General features: G+C 52.8%; 15 protein-coding genes. 2 read left to right on the forward strand and 13 right to left on the reverse strand.

All coding sequences use genetic code 11. The features are described 5' to 3' along the window. The first annotated feature begins 645 nt into the window (after positions 1–645). Positions 646–1098 carry a thioredoxin fold domain-containing protein gene (locus ACMAY6_RS11305; protein ID WP_435211912.1) on the forward strand — a complete coding sequence of 151 codons (453 nt, stop codon included), beginning with the start codon at positions 646–648 and terminating at the stop codon, positions 1096–1098. Here the strand turns inward: ACMAY6_RS11305 and ACMAY6_RS11310 are convergent. The 5 genes from ACMAY6_RS11310 to ACMAY6_RS11330 form a co-directional block, all read right to left on the reverse strand. Next, a complete protein-coding gene (locus tag ACMAY6_RS11310; protein WP_435211913.1) occupies positions 1075–1872 on the reverse strand; it encodes a TIGR03084 family metal-binding protein in 798 nt (265 codons plus the stop codon). The genes ACMAY6_RS11305 and ACMAY6_RS11310 overlap by 24 nt on opposite strands. Before the next feature lie 118 nt (positions 1873–1990). After that, entirely contained in the window at positions 1991–3979 is a 1989-nt protein-coding gene (locus tag ACMAY6_RS11315) for an acetyl-CoA carboxylase biotin carboxylase subunit (RefSeq protein WP_435211915.1), read from the reverse strand. After that, positions 3976–4785, reverse strand: coding sequence for an enoyl-CoA hydratase/isomerase family protein (locus ACMAY6_RS11320; protein ID WP_435211917.1), 810 nt, complete (start codon positions 4783–4785; stop codon positions 3976–3978). Before ACMAY6_RS11320 ends, ACMAY6_RS11315 begins: the two co-directional genes overlap by 4 nt. A gap of 2 nt (positions 4786–4787) precedes the next feature. Next, positions 4788–6410 carry an acyl-CoA carboxylase subunit beta gene (locus ACMAY6_RS11325; RefSeq protein ID WP_435211918.1) on the reverse strand — a complete coding sequence of 541 codons (1623 nt, stop codon included), beginning with the start codon at positions 6408–6410 and terminating at the stop codon, positions 4788–4790. Between the two features lies 1 nt (position 6411). Then, entirely contained in the window at positions 6412–8214 is a 1803-nt protein-coding gene (locus ACMAY6_RS11330; protein WP_435211920.1) for an acyclic terpene utilization AtuA family protein, read from the reverse strand. A gap of 239 nt (positions 8215–8453) precedes the next feature. Here ACMAY6_RS11330 and ACMAY6_RS11335 point away from each other — a divergent pair, with 239 nt between their 5' ends. After that, the gene (locus tag ACMAY6_RS11335) at positions 8454–9164 is read left to right on the forward strand and encodes a TetR/AcrR family transcriptional regulator (protein WP_435211922.1); all 711 of its coding nucleotides are present in this window, start codon (positions 8454–8456) and stop codon (positions 9162–9164) included. Positions 9165–9190: 26 nt separating this feature from the next. Here the strand turns inward: ACMAY6_RS11335 and ACMAY6_RS11340 are convergent, their stop codons facing one another. From ACMAY6_RS11340 to ACMAY6_RS11375, 8 genes are all read right to left on the reverse strand, one after another. Further along, the gene (locus tag ACMAY6_RS11340) at positions 9191–10144 is read right to left on the reverse strand and encodes a DHH family phosphoesterase (RefSeq protein WP_435211924.1); all 954 of its coding nucleotides are present in this window, start codon (positions 10142–10144) and stop codon (positions 9191–9193) included. Between the two features lie 18 nt (positions 10145–10162). After that, a complete protein-coding gene (locus ACMAY6_RS11345; protein WP_435211926.1) occupies positions 10163–12205 on the reverse strand; it encodes a polysaccharide biosynthesis protein in 2043 nt (680 codons plus the stop codon). Positions 12206–12281: 76 nt separating this feature from the next. Further along, the gene (locus ACMAY6_RS11350; protein WP_435211927.1) at positions 12282–13244 is read right to left on the reverse strand and encodes an MraY family glycosyltransferase; all 963 of its coding nucleotides are present in this window, start codon (positions 13242–13244) and stop codon (positions 12282–12284) included. Beyond that, complete coding sequence (locus tag ACMAY6_RS11355; RefSeq protein ID WP_435211928.1) at positions 13244–14158, reverse strand: NAD-dependent epimerase/dehydratase family protein; 915 nt, start codon at positions 14156–14158, stop codon at positions 13244–13246. The genes ACMAY6_RS11350 and ACMAY6_RS11355 overlap by 1 nt, the downstream gene beginning before the upstream one ends. A 27-nt stretch (positions 14159–14185) precedes the next feature. Beyond that, positions 14186–14530, reverse strand: coding sequence for a ComEA family DNA-binding protein (locus ACMAY6_RS11360; protein ID WP_435211930.1), 345 nt, complete (start codon positions 14528–14530; stop codon positions 14186–14188). Positions 14531–14631: 101 nt separating this feature from the next. Then, positions 14632–15333 (reverse strand): orotidine-5'-phosphate decarboxylase, encoded by a 702-nt coding sequence (gene pyrF, locus ACMAY6_RS11365; RefSeq protein WP_435211932.1) that lies wholly within the window; start codon positions 15331–15333, stop codon positions 14632–14634. Continuing rightward, entirely contained in the window at positions 15326–16537 is a 1212-nt protein-coding gene (lapB, locus tag ACMAY6_RS11370) for a lipopolysaccharide assembly protein LapB (RefSeq protein ID WP_435211934.1), read from the reverse strand. Before lapB ends, pyrF begins: the two co-directional genes overlap by 8 nt. Beyond that, positions 16530–16835: a LapA family protein gene (locus ACMAY6_RS11375; protein WP_435211936.1), complete on the reverse strand. Its 306-nt coding sequence runs from the start codon at positions 16833–16835 to the stop codon at positions 16530–16532. The genes lapB and ACMAY6_RS11375 overlap by 8 nt, the downstream gene beginning before the upstream one ends.

Here is a 16835-nt window from a genome sequence, read left to right on the forward strand (position 1 = left end):
CCGTGAATGCACTTACATTGCGGCTGCGTTATTTCAGTCTCTTTGCAGCCATCTTTATTTTATATTCTTATATCATATAAACATATAACCAAAAACAACTCTAGCGCACTTTAACGACTACAACGTGGCGTATCGCTTGAGCGGTATGGCCAGTACAGGGCGCTTAAAGGAGCGCGCAGTTCCGCCCGCCCCCCCGCAGTATTGACCCGCACCATCAGGCTTCCCAATACATAGCTTAGACCTAAGCCACAGTGCCTAACAGTATGAACAACAGCAGCACGACTGCAAACTCAAAACCCTAAGGCCATGCCTTTGTGTTTATACCCCGGTGCCCACAACGCGTAATCCGACGGTGAATAGGTCTCGGTAAGACATGTCCAGTTAGGCTCAAAGCCCGTTTATGCCTGCAGTACATACCAAAAATATCGCCGACCTTTTTCAGGCCGTAGAATTGCCGTGGCGGTGTTTTATAGTCCGCCTCGAAGGTAGCGTGGTTTTCCAATAAACTGATGCCGGCCAGAACGAAGAGAAATGTCGACCTTCGCGGCTTGTAGCACCGGTAGCAGTCGAAATACCTTGTCCAGAAGATGCAGGCCGGAACTTCGAGTGTCGCGAAGATTGAAGGCTCACTAAAGAGCACACACTATGGCGGTATCAAACTTCCAATCCCACTGCCCCCGTAAGCCCCGGCGACGGGATACAGCAAGGCACTTTGCTGCTGCTTTTTTGTTTCCACTGAGCCTGTCAATTTGCATTCAGGGTAACGCCGCTGAGCTTTTGTACATTTACTCAGCGGACTGTCCAGCCTGTCAGCAGTTTGATGCAGAGGTTCTCACCTATTACAAAAATACCGATGAAGCCCGACGACTCCCAATCGACAAAATTGGCTTAGCCGCTTGGCAGGCAGGAACCCACCCAAAAAGTATCTGCATAACCAAGCCGGTTGACGTGACGCCTACGTTTATTGCAATTGAGACGTGCGAAGAACAGGACCGTATTAGCGGCTACTCGCAGGAAGAGCTGTTCTGGATGGCGATACAACGTATCGACAGGTCGATAACCCAGGGGGCAAGCTCAACTAACGCGCATGAACCGTGACCCCGGGGTTGGGGGTGGATTGGGGCCACCCGCAAAACACTGGGCGTTATAGAGCCAGCGCTTGGCGTCCTCACCCGTATAGGACAGCTCGGTATCTTCGACATGTCGTGTCTGAGTTACGACCTGAGAAAACTCTTCCGCTGTACCTCTGATTGCTGACACAGAATCGTCCTCGCCAAACTTCCAAAGAACACCCGAAGGCGCGGTCAGTTCAACATAAGGCATTTTTTCGGGAGCCGCCTCTCCACGAACCTTAAACGTCCAGCCGAAAGTATTGATACCCAGAATGACGATGTTGTGAATACGATCGGTATTGCTGCGAACCTTGCCCAGCTCGTCGTAAATTGCCTGACCATGGGCCCAGGTTTCCATCTGTCGCGCCGTAATACAAGATCTTGCACTCATACTGGGCCCTACCCACGGACAACGCTGCGATGGATCGGCCTGGCTATAAGACTGTGCAAGCTGCTGATAGGTTTCGCGCCAATCCGACAGGAGCACATCGCCCTCAGCCAAGACAATTTGACCTTCGACTTGCGTCAAACTATCCCCGCGGGTGAGCCCCTCCATGACCGGCACCAGCGTCTGCTGTAGCTGATCAGTATTCTCGAGCGCCCACAAAGCCATTTGGTTCCAAAAATGCAGATGCCGCAGGATGGTCTCAATGCTCCAGGCCTTGAAACCCGTGGGCCGTGAGAGATCGAGACTCCCGGCATCGCCTAAGAGTGCATCGATGTCTAGGCACTCCTCGAGAAAAGCTTTAGCCTGTTCCATGTCCAATACCTTCCAATTGCACGCCAGTAAACCTTAAGGTTGCTCACTACACCTTGACGATCAGCAAGCACACTGCAACAACCACTTCGCTAAAATAACTCAGTCGCTGGTAGAGCCTCTATTCATCCAGCTCTAAAACTACCATCACATCTCCCGCTGCAATTTGGCGTCCCGCCATACCCGGAGTCTCAAGAACAACACCATCTGCGGGCGCTATAATCTCGTGCTGCATCTTCATGGCCTCTAGGACCGCGAGACGTTGACCTTTGACCACTGTTTCATTCTCTGACACCTCGACAGCCAGCAGTAAACCGTGCATCGGGGCCACCACAGTGCCACCCGCTGCGGCATCAACAGCCTCGGGGGATACTCGAGTATAGTCTGTGAGCGTCATCGAATACGTTGCGTTAGCAAAAAGCAGGGTCGCCGGCGCTTCTTGAACAAAATTAAACTTTTCGCGCCAGCCATTAATTTGTAACTCACAGTCGGTGTCAGACATTCCCATGAATTCGACCATGAACTCTTCGCCTTGGAACACCACTTGATACTGCCCCGCTGAAAGCGTTTCTAATTTGACACTAACCTCCACCTCGTCGATTCGATATTCGCGAATAGAGATAGCCCGCCCTCGGGAAGACCAGTCGAGAAGCTCATGGGAAACCAATGGTGCCCGCTCATGAGCCTCACCCATTGCGAGCAGGTGCTGAATTACTGCAGCACCGACAACAAAAGCTCCGGGTACTTTGGGGGGGGTGAACTGGTCGCCATAATGCTCTGCAATGAACGCGGTGGTTGCTAAACCATCCTTAAAAGTTTGCTGCTCTAGGGCGTCGATTAAAAAATCCCGATTGTTGCCCAAGCCAAGTAAAGCGCCATCTTGTAACGTTGCGACTAAACGGCGACGTGCATCCTCTCGTGTTTCCCCATAGCTAATAATCTTAGCGACCATTGCATCATAATAAGGGCTGACCTCATCCCCGCTAGCCACGCCACTGTCGATCCGAATGCCCTCACCTTCCGGAAAATCGAACAGTCGCACGGGCCCCGTGCTGGGAAGAAACCCCTTTTCAGGTTCCTCTGCATACAACCGGACTTCAACCGAATGGCCTAACAGCTCAATATCGTCTTGCTCTGCAGGCAGCGGCTCTCCCCTAGCTACCCGAATCTGCCACTCAACTAAATCAAAACCCGTGACCATCTCAGTGACAGGGTGCTCTACCTGCAGGCGCGTATTCATTTCCAAAAAGTAAAAGCGCCCCTCCTCGTCGAGCAAAAACTCCACGGTACCTGCACCGACATAATCAACGGCTCGCGCTACGTTAACCGCGGCCTCTCCCATTGCACTGCGCAACTCAGGCGTCATAACAGGACAGGGAGATTCCTCAATCACTTTCTGGTGCCGGCGTTGAATCGAGCAATCCCGTTCCCCCAAATGCACAACATGCCCATGCTGATCCGCAAAGACCTGTACTTCGACATGGCGCGGACGAAGTACAGCGCGCTCGATAATAAGTTCGCTAGAACCGAAGGCGTTCTGGGCTTCCGATTGAGCCAAGCCAATGGCATCTTGTAACTGGGATAAATCAGTGACAAGGCGCATGCCCCGGCCACCACCGCCCGCTGCAGCCTTAATCATGACAGGGAGGCCAATGTCTTCTGCGGCTACTAGCAGCGTTTCGATGTCCTGCGCCTCGCCCTGATAACCTGGGATGCAAGGCACGCTGGCCTCTAGCATGGCGCGTTTAGCCCTAGCCTTATCACCCATAACCTCAATCGCTCGATTAGGAGGGCCGATAAAGACAATGCTCGCCTGCTCGCAAGCGGCAGCAAAATCTGAATTTTCTGACAGAAAGCCATAACCCGGATGAATAGCGTCTGCGCCAGCCTCGATTGCTGCGGCCAGAACCTTCTCTTGGCTCAGGTAGGAATCACTGACAATGGGGCCACCGAGTCGGATCGCTTGATCAGCCTCGCGCACATGCAAGGCGTCTTCATCGGCGTCAGAGTAAACGGCCACCGTACGAATACCCAATGCACGCGCAGTTCGCATTACCCGTACTGCAATCTCACCGCGATTCGCGACCAATAAAGTCGACAGCGTTTTCATACATCAATCTCCACGTGCCAACGGGGTTTACGCTTCTCAATAAAAGATGACACGCCTTCTTTGCCCTCATCGCTTTGTAAGCATCGGCTAAAGTTTTCAGCGGCGTATATTACTTTTTCGTCATCGGGAGTTTGCGGCATGCCGACGATTAATTCTTTGCACGCGGCTACCGCGCCCGGGGCACAGCCGAGGACGTCAGAACGAATGGCTCTCTCAGTGTCTTCCAATGCCTCTACCGAATCCACCGCGAGATCTAGCACGCCCAAAGCTGCCGCCTCCGCACCTTTGAATCTCGCTGCGGTGAGCATGAGTCGACGACCCACTGCATAACCGCATTTTTGCAACACATAGCGCGCAATCTGCGCCGGCGTAATACCGATTCGAGTTTCTGAAAAGGCAAACTTGGCATCGTTCATACCGACGCTCACGTCACAGCAACAAGCAAGGCCTAAGCCTCCCGCCATGGCCGCGCCCTCGATCATGGCCACGGTCACCTGAGGCAAGGCGTTGAGGTCTGCCAGTATGTCGCCGATACGGGTGCTGGTTCTCATGGCTTGCTCCCGCGCGCCACTAGCGATCGCGTTAAAACTCTTGAGATCACCCCCAGCGCAGAAGAAACCACCCCGCCCCCTAAATGTGACCCCTCTGACGCTGCGATCATCACGTACCGAAGACAGAATAATCTCCAAATCATCAACAACATCATCGGTGAGCGGATTCCGTCGTTCAGGCTGATTAAACCAGACCGTCAACCACCCATTTTCAAGATTGAGATCTACTGACTTTGTTTCAGGTAATGCCGTCATAATTACATCCTCGCCACACCGAAGCTGTTTGATTGCAGACTACGGTGACGCCCTTCAATGATTGTTTCCAAACAGAACGCCAAAACTTTACGGGTATCTCTGGGATCGATAATTCCGTGATCAAGTACGCGACCCGAGGTGTAAAAGGCATCTTCCTGGGCGTCAAAGTGCTGCTTTATCGTTTGGGCCTGTGCCTCCAGCTGCGACTCGGGTATCGGTTTACCTTTACGCGCGGCTCCTGCTTTAGCCACTTCAGTCATTGTAGTTGCAGCGCTCTGACCCGCCATCACGCCAGTCCGCGCATTGGGCCATGCAAACAAAAAGTCCGGTTCGTAAGCCCACCCGCACATACCGTAATTTCCAGCGCCATAGCTGGCACCCACGTAGAGAGATAGTTTAGGTACCCGAGCGTTGGCAACCGCCTGAATCATCTTGGAACCATGCTTAATCATGCCCGCATGTTCATACTGCGTGCCCACCATATACCCCGAGGTATTGTTAAAGAAGATAATGGGCAAATCAGACTGATCACACAGCTGGATGAATTGCGCGGCTTTCGTCGCGCCATTTGTATCGATAGGACCATTGTTACCAATAAAGCCACAGGCGACGCCTGTGATCGTGGCGTGACCGCAGACAGTCGACACGCCGTAACGTGATTTGAACTCTTCGATGGATGAGTCATCAACCACACGGGCTAATATTTCTCTGACATCGTAGGGCGTGCGCGGATCGGTAGGGATAGCCCCGGCCAGCTCCTCAGCGGCATATCGGGGTTCGCTGTAGGGTTGTCTAGCAAAAGGCGTCAGTCGTTTGTTCCAATCAATGCACTGCATCACTTCCCGAGCCTTCAGCAGGCCGTGTGCATCATTTTCAACGAGGTACTCCACAACCCCTGAAACGCTGGCATGCATTTCGGTACCGCCTAACTCCCGATCGTCGGCATCCTCTCCAGTGGCGGCCTTGACCAAGGCTGCGCCACCGAGCGCCGCCATGCCATTCTCTTTGACTCCGATAACGTAGTCAGACATACCGGGCATATACGCGCCTCCGGCAGTAGACCCACCGTGTAGCACCACCATCGTTGGCAGCCCCTTTGCAGAGAGGCGTGCTAAATCGCGAAACACGCTGCCAAATTCAGACCAGAGTTCAACTTTGTACTTCAGGAGGTTAGCACCGGCACTTTCAACGAGATGCACCAGGGGTAAATTTTGGCGCAGGCATATCTTCAGCAGTGAGGTCGTCACATTAAGGGTGCAATCAGTGGCGGCTCCCGCCGCGATGCCCGAGTCATCGACCCAAACCATGCAGCGAACACCACTGACAAAACCAATACCCACAATGACCGAAGCACCCGGTACGCTGAGCTCACGATCAGACTCCTCGACGCAAAAATTCGCCATAGAATGCAGCTGCAAAAACGGCATACCTGGGTCTATTAAAGCGTCTAAACGCTCTTTAGGGGTGAGTTGATTACGGGCACGGAATGTTTTGAGCCGACGGTTGGAGATTTCCTCGGTGCGTTGCTCATAGCGCCTTAGTTGATCAACGAAACCCAGCATGCGGTTACGATTTTCACTAAATGTCTCTGAATCGGATTGCAGCGTTGAAACAATAGTAGCCATGTTAGCTTTCCAAAATATTTTCAGGGATGGCAATAGGGGTATCGAGTAAGATTTGCGCGAAACTCTTCGCTTGAGGATCATTGCGCAAACTCGCAACACCCCCACCGCCCAGTGCATTGTGCAGAACGAAGTTGAGCCCCGGGAGTCCAGGTAAATAGTATCTGTTGATGCTGGGACTAGTCATGAAATGAGCAAAACGCGTAGCAACATAATCTGAAGTTAAGACTTGAGCGATCCAGGGCAGGTAAACTTCATTACGTGCCATGATGCCAATATTTGCTTTGTCTCCTTTGTCACCCGATCGCCCCCAAGCAAGGCGCTCTAAAGGGACCGTTATAAAATTATCGTCTGCCTGTAAGCCGACCGAGGGAATATCCGTAGGCTCGGCTGGAGTGAACAACGTCGAGGGCTCAGGTATTCGTGGCAACTTACTGGTTCCTCTATCGTCGATCAGCGATAAAGCCACAGATGTTTTGGGCACCTTGATAGAAAATAAACGAATCACGGGGGATGGCTTTGCGCGAGTACCCGCAAAAAAGGCGAGTCCCGGTGGCGCCCCTAGGGCAGCGCCCGAAACCTCACGCAACAACAGCGCAACCGCGCGTTTGTCCTGATGCCTGCAGGCAATTTTTACAGCAACTTCGCGACTACGAGTGTATTGGGCGGCTTCCCCCCAATGACTCTCATCACCCACAATCTCGACCGTGACATCATCGAAACCAGAAATCCCGCGGGCGGTTAGCTTTTGCTCTGCCCGTTTGCGCACTTCTTCTGCAAAAAACCTAGCCTTTTCCGCCGCCTTTCGACCCAGATACCAAAGAATTGTCCCTGCCCGCCAGCCATCGGCCCAGGTCATACTGACCTTGTAGTCAGTGGGCACACCCCGTCCTTTAGCACCGCTAACTTGAACCTGGTCTTGACCAATTTGCTGTAGTTCCACGCAAGAAAAATCACAGATCACATCCGGAAGTGCGTAATGCATCGGGTCATCGATTTCGTAGAGTAATTGCTCGCCAACCGTGCCTCGACTAACGGTGCCCCCGGTATTTGCAGGCTTTGTGATCACCGCCTCGCCATCCATCGATACCTTAGCGATCGGATAACCCACCTCAACAAGAGACTCGGCTACCGCTTCCCAATCGGTGTAATTGCCGCCTGTCACCTGCGGCCCACACTCAATCAAATGACCCACGAGGGAACCTGCCGCCAATCGATCGAGCTCGTCGGGGGTCCAACCAAACGCATGGATACAAGCACCGAGCGTTACCGCACTGTCAACGCAGCGCCCGGTAATCACAATATCTGCGCCATTAAGAAGCGCTTCGGCAACAGGAAAAGCACCAATGTAAGCATTAGCGCTGGCGATTTTATCAGGGGCAGGCATAGCCTCATGCGAAAACATTTCCCGGGCGCCGCCTGCTGACAGTTCAGTGACTCTGGGGAGTAAATCATCACCAACTATGACCGCAACTTTTAAATTAAGCCCCGCCTCGTCAATGCACTTCGTGATGGCTTGGGCACAGGCCTGAGGATTAACGCCACCCGCATTACTGATGAGTTTCACACCAGAGTCAGCGATGGCTTGCAGATTTGGCTGCACCATGGCGGTCACAAAATCGGGCGCATAACCTAGCGTTTCATCGTTTGAGCGAGCTCTGGCAAGGATCGACATGGTAATTTCAGCCAAGTAATCGAAGACGATATAGTCTAAGTCGCCCTCAGACAGAAACTGGGCCATTGCGAGGTCAGTTTCGCCCCAAAACCCAGTGGCTCCCCCAATTTTTATCGACGACTTAATGCTCATGCAATTTCCTTTGCAAAGTTCGACAGCGGCTTCCCCCACCTTCAGCAGTTAACGGGAATTGCCCTTGCTACAAGTAACAGCGCTTCAAATTTCTAGCGGAAAATCACCCGCCGCCCCTGAGTGCTCCCCAAAAAAAGACATATTTTTGGGGGCCCTACCTATTTGGAATTCTAGCGTTTATGATGATAGCTCATTAATTATGAGTGATCCTCAGATGCTCACTATAGGAGCCTTAGGCTATGAGCGCAAGTTCGCCCAATACTAAAAACACCCAGCGCGAACGCTTGGAAGCAAAAGAACAAAGCATTTTAAACGCAGCGACCGAGGTGTTTACTGCACTGGGCGTTGACGGCTCTACGATGGCCGAAATCGCTCGCAGGGCGCATATCGCCGAAGGAACGCTCTACCTATACCACAAAAACAAACAGGATTTGCTGGCTGTTGTTGTGGGGAATTTTTGGGCAGATTTAACGAAAGGCGCACTTATCGCTGTGGATGCCAGCCTCCCCGTCATGGAGCAACTAGAACAGCTAGCAACCTATCACCTAACGGCACTTATCCAACAATTCGACATGGTGGGCCTGACCTATCGAGCGAGGCTTCGACATGGGGAACCCGAATACCAGTTACCTAAAATTCGTGAATACGTGCGCGTTTTTGATCAAATCATCGAGCGTGGCATCAGTCGTCAAGAATTCATTGAGGAGATGCCGTTATGGCAATGCCGAGACGCTTTCTATGGGGCTTTAGAGTATTCCGCTAGGACACTGCTGCTGCGGGAGGCGCAGTTCGACGCCTCGGTAGTCAAACAGCTTTTGGTGATGTTTCATCCCTACAAGATAGAACAAATCCCAGCAGTTGATTCAGAGAAAAATGCCGCGTCAACTTCAGAAAGGCTTGCAAAAATTGAGGCGCAACTGGCGCTACTGGTCGAAAGAGAAGCCAAATAACGTGGGCCTCAAAGGGGAGGAACAGTTTAGTTGTACTGGTGCCTGAGGGCGTCGATGAAAACCGCCAGCGCTTCCTGAGGCAACTGATTAATACCAGCCGCTGCTGCTCGCCCTCCCCCCGTAGGAAATTGCTTGCAAACGGTATCGGCACCGACGCGATTTTTCACGGGCGCCCTAACACTTACGAGGAACCCCTCGGGGATTTCCGTCACCACGGCATGGGCTCGATGCGGCGCATCTAAGGCAAGCTTGTTTCCCAGAACACCACTGACACGGCGCGCCCAGGGTTCATCCGGTAGCTTAATCACTTTTACGGCGTCCTCGTTAATCAGTAGATCAGCCGCTTCAGCTCTGCTCATGTCCTCGCGATACCCGGACTGCAAGGTCATGTATAAATCTGGGTCTTCTTCCATGCAAACATCAGGATCCCCAAAAGGTAATAAGCGCAGGTATAGACTTTCGGGGTCAAAGTGCAAATCACTGACCTGAGCCCCGTAAGCATTGTAATTGATGAGGATTCCCAGCTCCCGCCACAATTTGAGGTCAGGCGTTATCGCTAAAGTTTGTGCAATCCGCTCTGCAGTTCCATCAAGGTTGTCTCCAAAACAACCCACTACAGCCCAGCTAGCACCCGCTCCCGACAAATAACCATTAACCAAAGCAGAAGTGCACACCTCAGGCGCCGTGTTAACTAACAGCTCCAATCCCGGAGCACTGGGCAACTCTCCCGAGTTGTGATGATCGACGTAAAAAACCTTAGCACCTAGGGACAACAATCGGTCCAGTGCTGGCTGATTTTTTTCAACCGCAACATCAAGAACAGTGACGAAATCCCCTGCAGCGGCCCATACGCGGTTAAGCAACGCGATATCGCGCTTAACGCCAGTGATCAAAGTGGCAGAGCGAGGCGTGTGCTGGCGCAGCTGCAATAAGGCGCAGATGCCATCAGCATCGCCATTAAAAACATCGAAACGCCTCATAAAAGACTCATCTGGGTTTTAGCTTTTGGGCGCTGATTGACTCGTGCTAACGGGAAGAACTGAGACATTTTCGGCTTGCGCGACTTGCCTAGCGCGCTTACCAACACGCCCCTGCTTCAACCAAACAAAGTCATGACGAATCTCGTGAGCTTCGAAGCCACTCACATAGTCGCGTAGGATTTTGGTAATCCCATCACAATCTAGGTCAGCGCAAGCTTCGATCAACTCAGCCGTTGCCAGTTCCAGAACATCAAAATCTACACTATCTTCCTCAGCCCGCAGGATCATAGGATGACCCGTGCCCGCCACCGAAGTGCCCAGTAACAGTTCTTCATGGAGCTTCTCGCCCGGGCGTAGTCCAATAAACTCAATATCAATGTGCTCAGAGGACATAGCATCACCCTCTAGCTCGTAACCACTCAAGCGAATCATCCGCCTCGCAAGATCAACGATACGAACCGGCTCACCCATATCCAGCACGAAAACGTCACCCCCCGTTCCCATTGCACCCGTTTGCAATACCAGCTGAGCTGCCTCAGTAATACTCATGAAATACCGGGATACATCGGGATGGGTCACCGTAACAGGCCCCCCAGACTCGATCTGCTCTCTGAATAAGGGCACCACTGAGCCAGACGACCCAAGAACGTTGCCAAAACGCACGATGCAGAACCGTGTGGGGGTGTCGCGTTGCGCCAGCCCCTGTACGATCAGTTCGGCGTAGCGCTTTGATGCCCCCATGATATTGGCGGGACGCACGGCTTTATCTGTAGAAACCAAAACGAAGGTTTCGACACCAGCACGCTCAGCAGCGAGGGCTGCCGACCAGGTACCATCCACGTTATTAGCCACACCCTCTGCGACGTTGTATTCGACGAGCGGAACGTGCTTATAGGCAGCGGCATGGTAAACCGTTTGCACCTTAAAGGTCTTATACAGTGACTCCAATCTGCGCTCGTCACGAACGGATCCTAGCAGCGTCACAACCGGGAAACGGTAATCTTGCTGCTGGCACAGCGCCCTAAGTTCTTGCTCAATGCTATACAGCGCGAACTCAGAAATATCGAACAAAATCAGTTCACGGGGAGCGGAAGCCATAATCTGCCGACACAACTCGGAACCGATTGAGCCACCCGCTCCAGTAACCATAACAACCTTGTCATGAAGGCAGCTATCGATCAGCTCAGGATGCGGGGGGACAGGGTCTCGGCCTAACAGGTCATCGAGGTCCACATCCTGAATTTGGTTAACGCTTGCCCTACCCGCAACAAGCTCTGAAATTTTGGGCACAGTGCGCACATGCACCGGAATGCCTACTAGGGAGTTAATGATTTCACGCCGACGCTCTGCGGACGCGGAGGGCACGGCCAACAATACCTGAGCAATTCCTTGCGCTTTGACTAATGCCTCTAGTTCATCGGATGGGTACACAGGTCGACCGTTGATAACGGTATTCCGTAACGCTATGTCGTCATCTACGAATGCATACACCTCGTAATGACTCCCGTGATTTAACGCGTGCAAAAGCTGACGCCCTGACTCGCCGGCACCATAAATCACGAGGCGTCTCGAGCCTCGCTCGGCAGATGCCTGATAGTAGGCACGTGTGACCAAGCGAACGCCGCCTGCGCCAAAAAACAACAGCAGCCAAAAAATACCAGGAGCCGAGGGCGCTACATCTAACTGCCAGTAAAAACTAGCTATTGCGAAGCTCAATGCCACAATCGTCACCGCGCCCACCAAATCCCAGACTGCGTGAGGGCCCATGTGCCGAATGAGGGAGCGATAAAGCCCGCGACCTACAAAGACCGTAGCGGCAAAAGCGATGATGCCTAGCAGCACCAGAAGTTCTAATAAATTTGCAGGAAATAGTGTGCGATCGTGGCCAAGACTCGAAGATACCATCAAAGCCAAGCAAACCACGCTCAAGTCGGTCAGCAGCAGCACAGCAAAGCGTAGGCCTCGTGACGGACTCCCTCGTTCACCCGACCATGTTGCTGCGGCAGAACGGCCTGCGTGGGAGCGGGATTGATTAAGACGCTGCTGTAGGTGCTTTACCATTTTACTGCTTCATCCTGAATGCAATGCGCCGTGCTTGATACAACTGGGCCAAGCGGTGTTGCAGGAACGGTACAGTCTACGAGTAGCGACGCCCGTATGCCACCAATACCAGAGAAGGAATCGTCGAGAAAATTACCGCAAAAATTGGGGAATAAGCGCCAAAAGCTGCCCACAAAGCCATTGGAATCTGCCATGAAAGCTGCAGTGCGAGCAACCCAGTATTCATGGCGAGCACCGACCCGGTCGCCCTCATCAATCGCTGATAGGTGTGCTCGCTATGCGCTTCTGCGGGAGATTGTCCCCGCACTAACCGTGTGAGCAGGGTGTAGGTTGCGTCGACCAGAAAAGGCATCATTAGAATCAACCATGCAGCGCCCAAACGGCTATCTTGCGTTGTAGCGTACAAACCGAGCCAACCCAGATAGAAGCCCAGAAACACAGCACCGCTATCCCCCATAAAAATGCGAGCGGGCGGCCAATTTAGCCACAAAAATGGCAATAACGCCGACACCAGCACCAATGTGAGATGGGTTACGCCATATGCCTCCGGGAAAAACAGGCTAATAACCGCAAGTCCAAGACTGACGCTAAGAGATTGGGTGACAACAAAACCGTCGAGACCATCCATGAAATTAACGAGGTTAATGTTCCACCCCAAAGCCAATATTGCCAAACCCAACAGGAGCACGTGGGCCGTGCCCAGCAATGTGAGCCCGGCAATTGTTGCCACGATGAGGTAGACGAACAGGCGTAGCCAGGCCGGCAATGCAAACCGGTCATCGATCAAGCCCACAAGGGCAACCCCTAAACCACAGCCTTGTAACACCAAAAGCCATAATGCGCTGTCACCGGCAAAGCCGTTAGGCACCAGCAAAGCCACGGTAACCGATAAACCGAAGCAAATACCTGCTCCAACGGGAGTCGGCGTTTGATGCGCGCTTCGGGCGTTGGGCCTATCCACAAAACCCCAAGGTCCCGCTACGCGCAGAAAACATAACAGGAGCAAGAGTGATAGCGAAAACGCCAAAACAAAAGCCATCAGGTTGTACTCTCGGATTTGGTGACACTCAAAAGGTGCTCCAATGACCACTTCGCACCATCGAAGGGCTGAGCGGTCTCACCACACCAGTAATGCCCACCAATAGAGGCGGCTAGAGCCTGAGTTTGAGGGAGCGGCAGTTTTGCCAAGCACACTAAAATAGCTCGCCATAAGGGTGCCGGTAGTTTGAAGGGAGCTGTAACTGCTAACGCTCTAGCAATTCGAAATGCCGAGTAACACTGACCATCAGTAACTGCCAATACCTGGTCACAAGATGTGTAATTCGATCCCGCATCATCAGCGCCCTCACCCCGGAGCAATGAAACGATCAGGGCAACTAGGTCGGGTCGCGCCACTAAACTACGTTGGCCCGTCGCTGGCAGCGACACCCGCAATCTTCCCTGCCACTTTTTCAAGGCGGCAAGATTCGCGGTCAGCGCTTGATCGTAAACCAAAGCTGGCCGGAGTATCACAAGTTGGCATTGACTTGTTCGCAGCACTTTCGACAACTGGATTTCTGCCCGCCATTTTGACTGCGCGTAAAGCGACCTCGGTTTTGGTAGGTCCAGAGCCGGCGTCCCTGGATCGGATTTATCAGCGGGCACCACATTGAGCGAGCTTAAGAATATAAATTGCTTAACACCAGCAGCCTCAGCCGCTGCCGCGAGCACCTCACAAGCCTCGACATTTACCACTCTGTAGGCAGATGCATTGCCTTTGTTGTGCGCAATACCCGCGCAGTGAATAACAGTACTGATATCAGAAAAAAGTTCCGACAGGCCTTCGCATTGGTTCAAATCCAAAAAACGGTCACAAGAACGTCTTCCTGCAGTAAGAATCGGAATACCCTGCCGCTTTAATCGGGCGTAGACAGCACTACCGATATAACCCGAGGCCCCGGTGAGTAAAATCACACCGACGCCTCACTGCGATAACAAAGATCACTCAAGAACAATGCGATCGCGATTACGTGCAATGATTGATTCGCCAACACCCTTAACTTCGATGAGCTCGTCAATCGTCTCAAACGGCCCGTAGGACTCCCTGTGTTCCACAATTCGATAGGCCTTCGCCAGACCCACCCCAGACAGGCCCTCGGATAAAAGCTCGGGGGACGCGGTGTTGATGTTGATCGATTGCACCTGGCTAAAAGCTGGTGGACTCGAGACTGCCAGAGCAAAACAAAGCGCACCAACACCCACAATTTGGTGTAGTGGGAACCGTGCGTAAGACGTGGCCAAAATTCTACCCATTGATCGGTTGAAAACAGTGGTGACGATAGACATCGCAATATACTCCTGTTGTTTGACGTAACGAGCCTTAGGTGACTCGCAAACAGGCTATAAAATGAAGCCACTGCCATGGACATCAGCGCTCTCCGCTGCCCTCACTCGGGCTCCAGAGATGACAAAATACGCTTTATTGCAGCTATGGGGTCTGTTGCCGCCGTAATGGAACGTCCCATGACCAAATAGTTTGCACCCGCGGCGATCGCAGCGGCAGGATCGACAACTCGCTTTTGATCACCCATGGCATCCCCTTTTAGACGAATGCCCGGCGTCACCAAAGCAAACGCCGGATCTACAACTTTTCTCAGCTCCGAAGCCTCTTGTGCAGAACACACAACACCATCGAGCCCAGCTTTTTCGGTCAGCTTCGCCAGCGCCACAACCCGTGCCAACGCTGCCCCTTGAAAACCCACCTCCGCAAGATCCGCCTCTGCCATACTGGTAAGAACGGTCACGGCGGTCAGTAGTGGCTTATTTTGGCGACCCACCAACGCCTCACGGGCAGCGTTCATCATCGATGAGCCCCCACTCGCATGGACATTGGTCATCCAAACACCAAGGTCTGCCGCAGCAGATACGGCATTTGCAACCGTGTTGGGAATGTCATGAAACTTAAGATCTAGAAACACATCGAAGCCACGTTTTACAAGCTGCTCGACCGCGCTGGGGCCAACCCTGGTAAATAACTGCTTCCCCACCTTTACACGACACAGTGACGGATCTAACTGATCGGTCAGCCGCAAAACACTATCGATATCGTCAAAATCAAGCGCGACAATCAAAGCTTTGTTATCAACCATTTAACGCCTCCCCTGTTGTTCCCAAGTCGCGAATAGTGCCCCAATGCTTACAGCCCGGACAATACCAATGCAGCTGCTGGTTACGAAATCCGCAGTGAGTACAACGATAAGAAAACCTCTGATCAATAATTTTCTCGATGGTTTCTCGCTCCAAAGACTCATCATCCCCTGCTTCTGTCGAATCGTGCAGGCTCATGAGTAATGCCACACCGCGCAGCGAAGGTTTATCTCTCAAGCTAAGTCTCAGGAAATCTTTTGCCGCTTCTTTGCCAATTGTCGCGTGCAGCTCATCAACAATCGCCAGCGCCAAAGGCGTTGTCGGTGCTTTTTCAAAACAACCTTCAAGATAGGACCGCAAATGCTTTCTAGTGCCCACCGAATCCATCGCCTCCCTCATTAGGGGAGTGATCTCTGCTAAGTACTCAGGTGCTTGATCGAAAACTGTTTTCAGCGCCTTAATGCTCTGCTCTGGCTGCCCCGCCGATAACTCAAGGGCCCCCAGTGATAGGGTGGCACGAGCACAAGACTTATCGTAGCGTAAGGCCTTCGCTAACAGCTCTCGTCCCCCTCCATAGTCACCAGCTGATCGCGCCAACTCGGCCTGCTCGCAACAATAGTGCGCCAAAAGCACGCCGACAGGCTGGCCCACCTCATCGGCTGTGTTGACAGCAGACTTCATCAAAGTTCGCTTTGGGAGAAGCTCCTCAGCAACCTCGCAGGCTGCTGACCAGTCGCTTTGAGCTTCGTATATTTCAAGTAAGTGGCGCCGCGCTACTCGGCGGTGATTACCCGATTCAGCCACAAGATCGATCAACAGCTTCTCAGCCCGGTCGAAGAGCCCTGCAGAGATATAATCTCTAGCCAGCTCAAGGTGGGCGAGATGTAGCTGCGTCTGGGGCAAACTTGGACGAGCCAACAAATTCTGATGAACTCTTATCGCCCGCTCCACTTCGCCACGGCGGCGCAATACGTTACCCAATGCAATATGGGTGTCAAAGGTCTCCGCATTCACCTCCAATGCCTGGGTAAAAGCATCGATTGCATTGTCCTGCCGGCCGTCAAGAAGAAAGTTTAATCCCCGATAATATTCGGAGGGTGGCTGTGCTGAACTGCCCCAAACCAAGGGGCGGTTGCCGCGCCGACCCAGCCACCAGCCAGCTGCGATGGCCGCAGTTAAGGTCAGTAATAAAAGAAGGTCAATCACTCTCGCTAAGCCCAAAACGCCGCAGTCGGTCTACTTCGAGCTCAAGCTTTTTATGTTGACGGCGCAGACGTGCGTTGCCCGCTCGCTGTTTGAGGTTCACCGCCGCCCCACCCAGTAAACCGACGACACACCCCGCCGCGAAAAACAGAAGCACCCAAAGGGCAACGGCACGTTCTGAAAGCTGGACAACCAGTAAATCAAGGGGAACGGGAGCGGTGTTTTGGAGCGTGAACAGCGCTCCCAGCACGACGGCAGCGCCAATAACAAGCAAACTCAGCAGGACGCGCAGAAGTGCCAC

The organism is Luminiphilus sp. nBUS_16, from assembly GCF_051201645.1.
GTDB lineage: Bacteria > Pseudomonadota > Gammaproteobacteria > Pseudomonadales > Halieaceae > Luminiphilus.

Bases quoted from the DNA above. Each gene is read 5' to 3' on its own strand.
- ACMAY6_RS11315 (WP_435211915.1), bottom strand. From the start codon at position 3,979: ATGAAAACGCTGTCGACTTTATTGGTCGCGAATCGCGGTGAGATTGCA.
- ACMAY6_RS11325 (WP_435211918.1), bottom strand. From the start codon at position 6,410: ATGGCTACTATTGTTTCAACGCTGCAATCCGATTCAGAGACATTTAGT.
- ACMAY6_RS11320 (WP_435211917.1), bottom strand. From the start codon at position 4,785: ATGACGGCATTACCTGAAACAAAGTCAGTAGATCTCAATCTTGAAAAT.
- ACMAY6_RS11330 (WP_435211920.1), bottom strand. From the start codon at position 8,214: ATGAGCATTAAGTCGTCGATAAAAATTGGGGGAGCCACTGGGTTTTGG.
- ACMAY6_RS11345 (WP_435211926.1), bottom strand. From the start codon at position 12,205: ATGGTAAAGCACCTACAGCAGCGTCTTAATCAATCCCGCTCCCACGCA.
- ACMAY6_RS11310 (WP_435211913.1), bottom strand. From the start codon at position 1,872: ATGGAACAGGCTAAAGCTTTTCTCGAGGAGTGCCTAGACATCGATGCA.
- ACMAY6_RS11360 (WP_435211930.1), bottom strand. From the start codon at position 14,530: ATGTCTATCGTCACCACTGTTTTCAACCGATCAATGGGTAGAATTTTG.
- ACMAY6_RS11340 (WP_435211924.1), bottom strand. From the start codon at position 10,144: ATGAGGCGTTTCGATGTTTTTAATGGCGATGCTGATGGCATCTGCGCC.
- ACMAY6_RS11335 (WP_435211922.1), top strand. From the start codon at position 8,454: ATGAGCGCAAGTTCGCCCAATACTAAAAACACCCAGCGCGAACGCTTG.
- pyrF (WP_435211932.1), bottom strand. From the start codon at position 15,333: ATGGTTGATAACAAAGCTTTGATTGTCGCGCTTGATTTTGACGATATC.
- ACMAY6_RS11350 (WP_435211927.1), bottom strand. From the start codon at position 13,244: ATGGCTTTTGTTTTGGCGTTTTCGCTATCACTCTTGCTCCTGTTATGT.
- ACMAY6_RS11305 (WP_435211912.1), top strand. From the start codon at position 646: ATGGCGGTATCAAACTTCCAATCCCACTGCCCCCGTAAGCCCCGGCGA.